Origin of the sequence: Streptococcus pseudopneumoniae, assembly GCF_001074975.1 — a bacterium.
Classification (GTDB): domain Bacteria; phylum Bacillota; class Bacilli; order Lactobacillales; family Streptococcaceae; genus Streptococcus; species Streptococcus pseudopneumoniae_D.
This window is the reverse complement of the sequence record NZ_JUUO01000056.1, coordinates 1-12,626: the sequence shown is the minus strand read 5'-3', so window position 1 is coordinate 12,626 and position 12,626 is coordinate 1. Positions and strand designations below refer to the sequence as shown.

At 42.1% G+C, this 12,626-nt stretch carries 15 protein-coding genes; 1 reads left to right on the top strand and 14 read right to left on the bottom strand.

Annotation, left to right across the window (positions count from 1 at the left end; genetic code table 11):
* Positions 1–88 precede the first annotated feature (88 nt).
* The gene (locus ADI86_RS02765; protein ID WP_049531697.1) at positions 89–1,057 is read left to right on the top strand and encodes an NAD(P)/FAD-dependent oxidoreductase; all 969 of its coding nucleotides are present in this window, start codon (positions 89–91) and stop codon (positions 1,055–1,057) included.
* Positions 1,058–1,090: 33 nt separating this feature from the next.
* Here the strand turns inward: ADI86_RS02765 and whiA are convergent, their stop codons facing one another.
* From whiA to ADI86_RS02695, 14 genes are all read right to left on the bottom strand, one after another.
* Positions 1,091–2,002: a DNA-binding protein WhiA gene (whiA, locus tag ADI86_RS02760; RefSeq protein WP_049531696.1), complete on the bottom strand. Its 912-nt coding sequence runs from the start codon at positions 2,000–2,002 to the stop codon at positions 1,091–1,093.
* On the bottom strand, positions 1,999–2,976 hold the full coding sequence (locus ADI86_RS02755; protein WP_049531695.1) for a YvcK family protein: 978 nt from the start codon (positions 2,974–2,976) through the stop codon (positions 1,999–2,001). The genes whiA and ADI86_RS02755 overlap by 4 nt, the downstream gene beginning before the upstream one ends.
* Positions 2,973–3,863 carry an RNase adapter RapZ gene (gene rapZ / locus ADI86_RS02750; protein ID WP_049531694.1) on the bottom strand — a complete coding sequence of 297 codons (891 nt, stop codon included), beginning with the start codon at positions 3,861–3,863 and terminating at the stop codon, positions 2,973–2,975. The genes ADI86_RS02755 and rapZ overlap by 4 nt, the downstream gene beginning before the upstream one ends.
* A gap of 51 nt (positions 3,864–3,914) precedes the next feature.
* Complete coding sequence (locus tag ADI86_RS02745; RefSeq protein WP_001140420.1) at positions 3,915–4,295, bottom strand: RidA family protein; 381 nt, start codon at positions 4,293–4,295, stop codon at positions 3,915–3,917.
* Between the two features lie 9 nt (positions 4,296–4,304).
* The gene (gene yihA, locus ADI86_RS02740) at positions 4,305–4,892 is read right to left on the bottom strand and encodes a ribosome biogenesis GTP-binding protein YihA/YsxC (RefSeq protein WP_000422599.1); all 588 of its coding nucleotides are present in this window, start codon (positions 4,890–4,892) and stop codon (positions 4,305–4,307) included.
* An 8-nt stretch (positions 4,893–4,900) separates the two neighbouring features.
* Entirely contained in the window at positions 4,901–6,133 is a 1,233-nt protein-coding gene (gene clpX, locus ADI86_RS02735; protein WP_049531693.1) for an ATP-dependent Clp protease ATP-binding subunit ClpX, read from the bottom strand.
* Between the two features lie 36 nt (positions 6,134–6,169).
* On the bottom strand, positions 6,170–6,340 hold the full coding sequence (locus ADI86_RS11990; protein ID WP_000442260.1) for a hypothetical protein: 171 nt from the start codon (positions 6,338–6,340) through the stop codon (positions 6,170–6,172).
* The gene (locus ADI86_RS02725) at positions 6,340–6,846 is read right to left on the bottom strand and encodes a dihydrofolate reductase (protein ID WP_049531692.1); all 507 of its coding nucleotides are present in this window, start codon (positions 6,844–6,846) and stop codon (positions 6,340–6,342) included. Before ADI86_RS02725 ends, ADI86_RS11990 begins: the two co-directional genes overlap by 1 nt.
* A 129-nt stretch (positions 6,847–6,975) precedes the next feature.
* Positions 6,976–7,494: a Dps family protein gene (locus tag ADI86_RS02720; protein ID WP_049531691.1), complete on the bottom strand. Its 519-nt coding sequence runs from the start codon at positions 7,492–7,494 to the stop codon at positions 6,976–6,978.
* Between the two features lie 232 nt (positions 7,495–7,726).
* Complete coding sequence (gene lytC / locus ADI86_RS02715; RefSeq protein WP_080983157.1) at positions 7,727–9,241, bottom strand: choline binding-anchored murein hydrolase LytC; 1,515 nt, start codon at positions 9,239–9,241, stop codon at positions 7,727–7,729.
* 34 nt (positions 9,242–9,275) lie between these two features.
* Entirely contained in the window at positions 9,276–10,034 is a 759-nt protein-coding gene (gene tpiA, locus ADI86_RS02710; protein WP_004269852.1) for a triose-phosphate isomerase, read from the bottom strand.
* A 97-nt stretch (positions 10,035–10,131) separates the two neighbouring features.
* Positions 10,132–10,809 (bottom strand): DnaD domain-containing protein, encoded by a 678-nt coding sequence (locus ADI86_RS02705; RefSeq protein ID WP_049531689.1) that lies wholly within the window; start codon positions 10,807–10,809, stop codon positions 10,132–10,134.
* 8 nt (positions 10,810–10,817) lie between these two features.
* Positions 10,818–11,762, bottom strand: coding sequence for a homoserine O-acetyltransferase MetA (metA, locus tag ADI86_RS02700; RefSeq protein ID WP_049531688.1), 945 nt, complete (start codon positions 11,760–11,762; stop codon positions 10,818–10,820).
* Between the two features lie 182 nt (positions 11,763–11,944).
* Positions 11,945–12,457 carry an adenine phosphoribosyltransferase gene (locus ADI86_RS02695; RefSeq protein WP_001049318.1) on the bottom strand — a complete coding sequence of 171 codons (513 nt, stop codon included), beginning with the start codon at positions 12,455–12,457 and terminating at the stop codon, positions 11,945–11,947.
* Positions 12,458–12,626: the final 169 nt, after the last annotated feature.

The following is a 12,626-nucleotide window of genomic DNA, read 5'->3' as shown; positions in this document are numbered from 1 at the left end:
AGGCTGTACTTGAGTACGGTAAGGCGACGCTGACGTGGTTTGAATTTGATTTTCGAAGAGTATGACTAGAAAAAACAAAGGAGAAACCATGTCTCAACTCTATGATATTACCATTGTAGGTGGCGGTCCTGTCGGGCTCTTTGCAGCCTTCTATGCCCACCTACGCCAAGCCAAGGTCCAAATCATCGACTCCCTTCCCCAACTAGGTGGACAACCTGCCATCCTCTATCCTGAAAAGGAAATCTTAGACGTACCAGGATTTCCAAATCTAACTGGAGAAGAGTTGACTAACCGCTTGATTGAACAACTAAACGGTTTTGATACCCCTATTCATCTCAATGAAACGGTTCTTGAGATTGAAAAACAAGAAGATGGCTTTGCCATCACAACTTCTAAAGGAAGTCACTTGTCTAAAACAGTTATCATCGCTATGGGTGGCGGTGCCTTCAAACCACGTCCTCTGGAACTAGAAGGCGTTGAAGGCTATGAAAATATCCACTACCACGTTTCCAATATCCAGCAATATGCCGGCAAGAAAGTGACAATTCTTGGTGGGGGAGACTCGGCTGTGGATTGGGCTTTGGCTTTTGAAAAAATCGCACCAACTACCCTTGTTCACCGCAGAGATAATTTCCGTGCCTTGGAACACAGTGTCCAAGCTTTGCAAGAATCATCTGTAACCATCAAGACACCATTCGTCCCTAGCCAACTCCTTGGAGACGGACAAAGGCTTGATAAGCTGGAAATCACAAAAGTCAAATCTGATGAAACAGAAACGATTGACCTAGATTACCTCTTTGTCAACTATGGTTTCAAATCATCTGTCGGTAACCTTAAAAACTGGGGTCTGGACCTCAACCGCCACAAGATTATTGTTAACAGCAAACAAGAATCCAGCCAAGCAGGTATCTATGCTATCGGTGACTGCTGCTACTATGACGGAAAGATCGACTTGATTGCGACAGGGCTTGGAGAAGCACCAACCGCTGTCAACAATGCTATCAACTACATCGACCCTGAGCAAAAAGTACAACCAAAACACTCTACTAGTTTATAAAAAAGAACCACGAGTCACATAGGATTCGTGGTTTTATAGTTCATCCGCTATCTTATTGATTTTTCTAATTCTGTGATTGACACCACTTTTGGTCAGAGGAGTGCTAAGGCTATCTGCTAACTGCTGGATAGAGTAGTCTGGGTGCTGAATCCGCAACTGCGCTACCTCCTGCAAGTCCACTGGCAGATTTTCTAAGCCCATGATATCTTTGATTTTACTGATATTGTTGATGGTCTTCATGCTGGCAGAAACTGTCCGAGCAATATTAGCCGTTTCAGCATTATTGGCTCGATTGAGGTCGTTACGGGTTTCTCGCAAAATCTTAACTCGCTCAAAATCGTCACGCGCTCGCATGGCTCCGATCACTATAAGAAAGTCCATAATGTCTTCGGCACGCTGGAGATAAGTCACAGCTCCCTTCTTGCGCTCAAGTACCTTGGCATCCAGTAAAAATTGCTGAAGAAGGGAGGCAATTCCTTGCGCGTGGTCCAGATAAACAGAACTGATTTCCAACTGGTACTTACCTGACTCAGGGTCACGAATGCTCCCATTTGCCAAGAAAGCACCACAGAGATAGGCACGGCCTGCTTCCTCATCCGATAAAATTTCCTCATCAATACCTGTTTCCAAACCAAAGAAAGAGTCTGCCAAGTGCAAATCACTTAACAAGTCCTGCACCTTTTCATCTGTAAAAACGGTATAGACCCGATTCTTGCGAAGATTGCTCCGTTGGTGGTGGCGAATTTCCGATTTGATTTCATAGAAATGAAGAAAGGACTCATAGAGGTGACGGGCCAGCTTAGCATTTTCTGTCACGACAGACAAGGTCAAGCCCGAAGTCGAGAGACCGATACTGCCAGACATCTTGATAATGGCAGATAATTCATGCCGGCTCAGATGGTGCTGTCCCAGGATTTCTTCTTTTACTGCTACTGTGAAACTCATTTTCTCACCTGTATAATTCGCATCAATTCGTCCACAATCAAATCCCCATCGTGGAAGGCACCTCCATTTTCCAGACGAAGGAAGTTGGATGAAATCACGCGCGGAACTTGCTTACAAAGACCAGCAAAATCATGTTCCACCTGCACTAAGTATTCATCAAAACGGTTAGAATTCATGTATTCCTGAGGTACTTTTTCGATATTCACCAAGACAGTATCGATAAAAGGTCGACCAAGGTGGCGATGCAAGACCTCCACGTGGTCACTATCTGTAAAATATTCCGTCTCCCCACGTTGGGTCATGATATTGCAGACATAGGCAATTTCTGCCTTGGTTTCCAAAAGCGCCTGCCCGATTTCCTTAATGACAATATTGGGCAAAATAGAGGTAAAGAGGGAACCAGGTCCTAGGACAATCATATCACTTTCAAGAATGGTCTGCACCACTCGACGGCTAGCCAGAGGTGTATCATCGTTGAGGGTATTGGTCACATAGACGTGGTCAATCATGCCTGGATGGTCTGCAATATGACTCTCTCCAGCCACCTCTGTCTCATCCTGAAAAACTGCATGCAGGGTCAAAGGATGGTCACTGGATGGATAAATCTTCCCTGTTGTATGGAAAAATTTGCTCAGTAACTGCATGGCATTATAGGTCGAACCCTGCATTTCTGACAGGCCAGCGATAATGAGATTTCCCAATGGATGGCCAGCAAAGGCTCCTGCATCCTCAGAAAAGCGGTACTGAAAGACCTTCTCATAGAACTTAGGCATATCCGACATGGCCACAAGGACATTACGAAGATCACCTGGTGGTGTCAATTGCTGCATATTTTTTCGGAGTTCACCTGATGAACCACCATCATCCGCCACCGTTACGATAGCAGCGATTTCCACATCTTTTTCACGCAGACTTTTAAGAATGACGGGGATCCCAGTCCCTCCACCAATCACCGTTATCTTTGGTTTTCTCATGAACGGTTTACCGTTTCCTTTCTTCGGTCTTTGTCACGATGTCCTTCGTTGACAGGCCAAGTCTTGGATAAGTCCTGCGCCAAGCGTTTAGCAAAGGCCACACTACGGTGTTGTCCACCCGTACAACCCATGGCAATGGTCAAAACAGACTTACCTTCCTTTTGGTAACTTGGCAAAATCGGCTCAATCAAGGCCAATAAATGTTGATAAAAGTCTTCTGACTCAGGATGATTCATAACATAGTCATAAACTGGTTCATCCACACCTGTTTGATTTCTCAGTTCTGGTAAGTAGTAGGGATTTGGCAAAAAACGGACATCAAAGACCAAGTCCGCATCAATCGGAATTCCATATTTAAAGCCAAAAGACATGACTTCGATACGGAAAGACTGGGCTTGTTCTTGATCTGAAAACTGCTCTGCAATGGTTTTACGCAGCTCACGCGGAGTGAGTTCAGTTGTATCCACCACATTTTGACTCATATTTTTCAAAGGAGCCAAGAGTTCACGTTCCAGCTTGATTCCATCCAAAATCCGTCCATCTGCAGCTAGAGGGTGGCTTCGTCTGGTTTCCTTGTAACGAGCAACCAATTCCTTATCTGCTGCATCCAAAAAGAGGATTTTAAAGTCCAGTTCTTCCTTGTTTTCCAACTCATCCAAAACAGCTTGAATCTCTGAAAAGAAAGAACGGCTACGCATATCCACTACCAAGGCCAACTTATGGTCGTCTTCCCTCGTTTCCACCAACTGCAAAAACTTAGGCAAGAGGGCTGGCGGCATATTATCAATAGTGAAATATCCCAAGTCCTCGAAGGACTGAATGGCTACAGTTTTCCCAGCACCACTCATCCCTGTCACAATCACCAAGTGAAGTTGTTTCTTTGTCATCTGTTTCTCCTTATATCAAAAGAAGTTTGGCAACACCAAACTTCAACTAGCTTATCCAATCTCTGCGATGACTTCAATTTCGACTTTTACATCACGAGGAAGACGAGCTACTTCCACAGCTGAACGAGCTGGAAATTCCTCTTTAAAGGCAGTTTGGTAAACCTCGTTAAAAGGAACAAAGTCGTTCATATCGCTCAAGAAGCAAGTTGTTTTGACAACATGGTCAAAATCTGTTCCTGCTTCTGCCAAAATAGCACCGATGTTTTTCAAGACTTGTTCTGTCTGTTCTTGGATCGTTTCTCCAACGATTTCCCCAGTTTCAGGAGATAGGGGAACTTGACCGCTAGCAAACAAAAGATTGCCAACGATTTTTCCTTGAACATATGGTCCGATAGCCTTTGGAGCCTTATCTGTATGAATTGTTTTTGCCATTTTTTTCCCTCACAATTTTTCTAAGATTGCATCCCAAGCCTCATCCATCCCTGCCTTGCTGACAGATGAAAAGAGGATAAAGTCGTCACTTGGGTCAAAGTTTAATTTCTTTTTGATTGCTGATTCGTGCTTGTTCCATTTACCACGAGGAATCTTGTCTGCCTTGGTCGCAACGATGATGACCGGAATCTCATAGTATTTGAGAAATTCATACATCTGTACATCATCTGCTGATGGGTCATGACGGAGGTCAACTAGACTGACCACCGCACGGAGATTTTCCCGAGTTGTTAGATACTCTTCAATCATACACCCCCACTTTTCACGTTCCTTTTTAGAAACGCGGGCATAACCATAACCAGGCACATCCACAAAGCGCATCTTGTCGTCGATATTAAAGAAGTTGAGAAGCTGAGTTTTCCCAGGTTTCCCTGACGTACGAGCCAGATTCTTACGGTTCAGCATAGTGTTGATAAAGCTAGACTTACCAACATTGGAACGCCCTGCTAGGGCAATCTCTGGCAGTTCATCCTGCGGATAGTGGGACTTATTTGCTGCACTGAGTAAGATTTCTGCATTGTGTGTATTAAGTTCCATAGTCACCTCTAGGCTGTTTCTAGGATTGGTTTATCCGTTCCATCGACAGCTTCTTTTGTGATACGGACCAATGTCACATTTTCCTGACTCGGTACTTCAAACATGACATCTAGCATGGTTTCTTCGATAATCGAGCGAAGACCTCGCGCACCAGTTTTGCGTTCGATGGCTTTATTGGCAATCTCTTGAAGAGCCTCGTCGTCAAATTCCAACTCGACATCATCATAAGATAGCAAGGTTTGGTATTGTTTGACCAAGGCATTTCTTGGCTCTTTCAAGATGCGAACCAGATCATCAACAGTCAATTGCTCAAGAGCTGCAAAAACAGGCAAGCGTCCAATCAACTCAGGGATAATACCAAATTTTTGAATATCCTCTGCGATGATTTCTTGCATGTAAGAGCTATTTTCATCAATCGCTTTATTATTTTGACCAAAGCCGATAACCTTTTCACCCAGACGTTGTTTGACGATTTCTTCAATACCATCAAAAGCACCACCCACGATGAAGAGGATATTTTTAGTATCCACTTGAATCATCTCTTGTTGCGGATGTTTGCGTCCACCTTGAGGCGGAACGCTAGCAACAGTTCCCTCGATAATCTTGAGAAGGGCTTGTTGCACCCCTTCACCAGAAACATCACGTGTGATAGACACGTTCTCACTCTTCTTAGCAATCTTGTCAATTTCATCCACATAGATAATGCCACGCTCTGCACGTTCAATGTTAAAGTCAGCAGCCTGCAAGAGTTTGAGAAGAATATTTTCCACGTCCTCACCCACATAACCAGCCTCGGTAAGAGCTGTCGCATCCGCAATCGCAAAAGGCACATTTAAGCTCTTAGCCAAGGTCTGAGCAAGGAAAGTTTTCCCTGAACCAGTTGGGCCAATCATCAAGATGTTTGACTTCTGCAAATCCACATCTTCTGACTCTTCACGCGTATCGTGGAAATTGATACGTTTGTAGTGGTTGTAAACTGCCACTGCCAAGGCACGTTTGGCACGATCTTGACCAATTACATAGTGGTTCAAGATATGGAGGAGTTCGATTGGTTTTGGAACTTCAGACAAGTCTGCCAAGACTTCTTCCGCCAACTCCTCACGAATGATTTCCTGGGCTAACTCCACACATTCATTACAGATAAAGGCGTTGTTACCTGCGATTATTTTTTGTACTTCTTCTTGGCTTTTGCCACAAAATGAGCAATAAACCATCATATCATTATTCCTATTTGTAGGCATGATTTCCTTCCGTTCTATTCTATACTGTCATTCTATCTAAAATAAGGTCATGTAAAAAGCATGGATACTATTGACCAAATTGGTAAAGGCATTTAACCAGAGCAGGACAGAAAGTCCATAGCGCTTTTTACGAAAAGCCTGTGCTCCAGCAAGCAAGCAGACCAAACACAGCATGGCTGTAAAAAAACCAAATATACTACGTTCCATTAGACTTCCTTTCTCTTGCGGTATTGGATGGTAAAATCATAAGGATTCTTCTCATCTTTGGTATAGGATTTGCTTGAAACTGTCTCAAAAAGAGACAAGTCAAACTCCTCAGGGAAATAGGTATCTCCCTCCACCCGAGCATGAATTTGAGTCACAATCACTTCGTCAAGGTAGGGCTCAAAAGCCTGAAAAATCTGCTTCCCACCGAGAATATAGAGATTCTTTTCTTGAGCCTGATACCAGTCCAAGACAGACTGGATATCCTGAAAAGTAGCAACTCCATCTATCTTTTCTTCTGGGTTACGTGTCAAAATCAAGGTCTCCCGTTTTGGAAGCAGACGACGTCCCATTCCATCAAAGGTCACACGCCCCATCAAGATAGCATGATTCAGAGTTGTTTCTTTGAAGTGTTGCAGTTCTGCTGGTAAGTGCCAAGGCAGACGATTGTCCTTACCAATCACACCCTCTTCATCCTGGGCCCAAATAGCTACGATTTTCTTAGTCATGCTTCCATCCTTTTCACTGATAGTACTATTTTATCAAAAAACTCAAAAAAAGACTGGTTTGGAATAGCTTACAAAATAGAAAAATCTGTAAGAAATTTCCTACAGATTTATATATGTTGCTATTATTTCTTACAAACCAGGTGCTTGTCCAAGTTCTGCTGCAAGCATCCAAACTGTTTTCTCAAGTTCAGCCTTAGCCCCAACAAAGATATCGTTTGTAACATCATCACCTTCTTCGTCAGTTACATCCAAAGCTTTTTGGAAAAGAGTGATAAGGTAACGATAAATAGCTAGGACACGCCCCAAGCTTTCTTCAACGTTACGGAATTCTCCTTCTTCTTCTTCGATTTCACTATTTTGAAGGAATTCTGTCAAAGTAGAGAACGGGCTACCACCAAGTGTGATCAAGCGTTCGCTGATTTCATCCAATTGACCGTCAAGGGCTTCCATATACTCATCCATTTTTGGATGCCATACAAGGAAACCACGACCACGCATGTACCAGTGCACTTGGTGCAAAGCAACGTGAGCTACGTACAAATCAGCAACAGCTTGGTTCAAGACTTCCTTTGTTTTTGCCAATGCTACTGGCGCTGCTTTTGTCAATGATGTTACGTCTTTTACTGCTTCTTTTTTCAATTCTACCATTTTATTTTACCTCGTTCATTATTTTTTGTAATCACTTCTTAATGATTACTATCTTAGTATACTACTAAGAAAAACCAATAGCAAGCCAAATGACTTACATGAGAAAAGTTGCAATAGACTGATAATTTAAGAATTTTTTAGTATAAAACACAGTCCCTTTCAAACTCCCTTAACTTCTACAAAATAAAGAAAAAGAGGATGCTACTTTCACATCCCTCTTTCTAATCATAGTCTAATACCAAACGCTGACATCCACACGACCTCGGATTCCTTTTAGGTATTCTGATGAAGTATATTGCCAACCTTTTGAACCTGAATAATGAGGATTATTCCAATCAAGTGCATCCGTATAGGCTGCAACCCAATTGACATGTTTTAAAATATCTGGATGATTCAAACGAGTTTGCAAGAGTTGGCGATAGCTATAAACTTTCACATTTTGGTAACCAGCATGCTTCATGGTTTCCATATACTTATTGATAATCTTGACCCAAGTTCCAGTCTCACTTGGAGCTCTTTTACTTTTATTGACATACTCCCAGTTCTCAACATCATAGTAGATAGGATAAGACAGGTTCATCTTGTATTTCTTCAAGAGCTCCACAGTCTGCTTAGCATCATTCTCAGCATCGGTCTCATTTTCAGCATAAGTATAAAGGTAAACACCGTAAGGAATTCCAAGACGGTTTAACTCCTTAATATTATGAGCCAATTCCTTGTCCTCAGTTCCACTATAGCCCAAACGAACAATGACTCCATCTACTCCATTATCATCGATGACCTTTTTCCAGTCACTGATACGACCATTGTGCTCACTGACATCGATGACCTTTTTAACTTGATCAGTCCCAACTTGTTCTTCACGATGGTTAAAGAAATAACGTCTGCCATTTCGGTGAACCCAGCCAACATTCAAGTCTTTCTTTTCTTTTAACTCACCTGAGTCAGAAAAAATATAGCGAGCATCATCCATGACTAATTCACCAGTCGCCATAGCACCACTTCCTGTCAAATAATAGTTACCTTGCCACTCATCTTTAGCCATGTAACCCCACTTCTTGAAATAGTACCACTTGCCGTCTACCTTTTGCCACTCTTGATTTGCATAAGAACCATCAGACTTGAGATAGAAGTAAGATGAATAGGCTGGATCATAAAGCCATTCATTTTGCATCATAGCACCTTGACCATTTAGGAAATAACTTCCCTGCCATTGGCTTTTAGCTAAATAGCCCCATTTTTTAAAATAGTACCATTTACCTCCAACAGAATGCCATTCCTGGTTAGCATAAGAACCATCAGACTTCAGGTAAAACCAATTCTTATAGGCGTTATCATAAACCCATTCATTCTTAGCCATATAGCCACCTGATTTTAGGTAGTAATTGCCCTGCCACTCATTTTGAGCATAACGACCGTCTGACTTAATATAAAACCAAGCCTTATAGTAGTTATCAAAAATCCACTCACTCTTGGCTTTAGAACCATCAGCCTTTACATAATAATCCCCATCCCAGTGGGCAGACGAATTTGTTTTTACTCCTTCGCTCGTTTGAGTTTTATTAGAAGACTGATGTTGCTCTGAACTACTTGAAACTGTCGTTGTATCCTGCGAAGTTTTTGAAACTTCGGTTTCATTTGCAGCGACGTGGATAGTTGCCAACCCGAGTAAACAGAGACTTGCTAATCCAATTTTTCCAATCTTTGTTTTCAATCTTTCCTCTCCTATAAAAAATGGAACAGACATCTTGAATGCTGTTCCACCTAGCTTTTGCTACTGATTATTTTACAAAGTCAAGCAAAGCCAAGAAGCTTTCTGCTTCAAGTGACGCACCACCAACAAGGGCACCGTCAACGTCTGGACAAGCCATGTATGAAGCAACGTTTTCAGGTTTAACAGAACCACCGTATTGAACACGAACTTTATCTGCAACTTCTTGACCGAAGTCAGCAGCTACAACGTCACGAACAACTTTACACATTTTTTGTGCGTCGTCTTGTGAAGCTGATTTACCAGTACCGATAGCCCAGATTGGCTCGTAAGCGATAACTGATACAGCAACTTGTTCAGCAGTCAATCCAGCCAATGCAGCAGATACTTGAGCACCTACGAATTCAGCTGCTTTACCAGCTTCGTAAGTTTCAAGTGACTCACCACAACAGATGATTGGAAGCATACCGTTTGCAAAGATTGCTTTTGCTTTTTTGTTGATATCTTCGTCAGTTTCATGGAAGTAGTCACGGCGTTCTGAGTGACCGATAACAACGTAGTCAGTACCGATTTCTTTCAAAACTTGTGGGCTTGTTTCACCAGTAAAAGCACCTGCATTTTCAAAGTAGCAGTTTTGAGCAGCAACTTTAAGATTTGAACCTTTTGCAGCAGCAAGAACAGTTGTCAAATCAAGAGCTGGAGCTGCGATACCTGCTTCAACAAGATCTGATGAAGGAAGTTTTGATGCAACTGCTTCAACAAATGCTTTAGCTTCTTCTGGATTTTTGTTCATTTTCCAGTTACCAGCGATAAATGGTTTACGTGACATTTCACATACCTCTTTTTTTAATTTATTTTCTATTTATTTTATCACAATTAAACACAGCTTGCAAATCTTACTCGGATTTCAAGCCTGCTTGCATGGATTAATCCTTCCAAAGATCCATGGCATTTCTAAAATCTGCAGATACCTGTGTCAACTGAGGATTGCTTGCTTCTCTTTCTGCCCGCTTAGCCTCAATTTGAGCTACACTTTTGATACCTTCATGGCGCCAGTTTCTCAAAATCGCCTGGATGTACTTCCAGTTTGGTTTTCCATTCAAAACAGCTTCACGAAGAGCTTCCTTAATCAAGTCAGCACTGATTCCATCTTCCTTTAATGTCTTGGTCAAATCCTCAATCTCAAAAGGGGTCAACAGGCGTCCCAACTCCTGCTGGAAGGTTTCTACCAAATCCTTGAGCTGATTTTGAGGTGTCAACTGGTCTGGACTTGAATGAGTAGCACCAAGCAAGTCATCCAAACGTTCCAAGGCTAGACTGGTATCAAAAAGCAATTCGATTTCGCCATTTAGCTCGATAGTACGATACTGAAGTAGTCCCCTCTCCGTCAGATTGGAAATGGATTGGTTGACATCCGAAATTTCCTTGCCAATCCTGTCAGCAATCTGGCTTGGCGACATTTCTTCCAAACCTGTCGTATTTTGCAAATAGAAAAATTGCCAGACCAGAAAATCGTCGCTAGAAGGAAAGAGTTCCTTAAAATGCAAGAGCAGGGCACTCGGTAAAACCAAGTTCCCTGATTTAAAAGCGTCTAAATATGTCATAAATCCTCTTATAAATACCCATATGCAGATGCATCATCTTCTATCTTTCTCCAGTCAAAAGGTGTTTCCTGATAGACCGCATAGTTTACCCAGTTACTGAAAAAGAGGGCTGCAGATGAAGACCAACAAAGACAAGGCATCTTGTTAACATCATCATCCTTAAAGTAATTTTCTGGAATATGAGGATCCAAACCTGCATCACGATCTCGGAAATATTCATTTGCCAAGGTATCACGGTCATACTCCAAATGCCCAAAACTATAAATTTCTCGTAAATCACGACTGGCCAAAATCGAAACCCCAACCTGAGGACCCTCTGATAAAATCTCGAGATTGGTTTTGTTTAAGACCTCTTCCTTAGAAATCTCCGTGTGCCGTGAATGAGGGGATACATAGCTATCGTCAAAGCCTCTAAAGAGAAGGTGCCCTTCTTTTAAAGCATCCTGAGGATAAATACCTGATAACTTATTGTCCATCTGGTATTTTTCAACCCCATAACGCAGATAGAGTCCCGCCTGAGCCCCCCAACAGATATGAAGGGTCGAATAGACATGAGTCTTGGACCACTCGATTACCTGACTAAATTCCTCCCAATAGTCCACTTCCTCAAATGGTAAATGCTCAACTGGAGCACCCGTGATAATCATGCCATCAAAATACTCATCTTTGACTTCAGGAAAAGTTTTATAAAAGGTCTCCATGTGCTCTGAACGAGTTGTTTTAGAACGGTGGCTCTCCATATAGAGAAAATCGATATCCAGTTGCAGGGGTGTATTGGCCAAATGGCGTAACAACTGGGTTTCTGTGACCATTTTCTGTGGCATAAGATTTAAGATTAAAATCTTCAAAGGACGGATATCTTGGTGGGCCGCACGTTGGTCATCCATGACAAAGATGTTCTCTGTCCGTAAAATCTCAACAGCTGGCAATTTTTTATCAATTCGAATCGGCATAACCCTCTCCTAACTGTACTCTTTCAGGAATAATTGCATATGTTTGAAGCCAAATCTCAAACACTTAGTCCTTTTATTATACTGCAAGAAGATATAGTTTTCAATTATAGTTTTTCTCTAACTAGCTATAGTCTATTTTTATATCATAATGTAGAGAAAACAGCCCTAGGGACTGTTTTTCATCAATAATGCATGAGAACTTTGTAATCGTAGTCACCGATTTTTTCACGGCCGTTCAATTCATCCAATTCAACAAGGAAGGCACAACCTGCTACAACACCACCAAGTTTTTCAATCATCTCGATAGTTGCCTTAACAGTTCCACCTGTTGCCAAGAGGTCATCTACGATAAGAACACGTTGACCTGGCTTGATGGCATCCGCGTGCATAGTCAAGGTATCAACACCGTACTCTTTTTCATAGTCAGCAGAAATGACTTCGCGTGGCAATTTACCTGGCTTACGAACAGGCGCGAAACCAATTCCCAACTCAAAGGCAACTGGACAGCCCACGATAAAACCACGAGCCTCAGGTCCCACGATCATGTCAATTTTCTTGTCAGTAGCATACTGTACGATTTCGCGAACAGCGTAGCTATAGGCATTGCCATCAGCCATCAAAGGACTAATATCACGGAAGGTAATGCCTTCCTTAGGATAATTTTCAATTGTTGCAATGTAATCTTTTAAATTCATCTTTTTCTTTCTTTCAAAGTTTTTTATTCTCTATTATACCATATTTTCACCAAAAGAAGAAAGCAAAACTCTATTTCCTTTTTCAAGTCAGGAGCAAAATAGTTCAGCGTAACTTCTCAAAGTAACTTCCACCTCTCTCCCAAAACTGGAAGTTAGTCTCAGACGACGA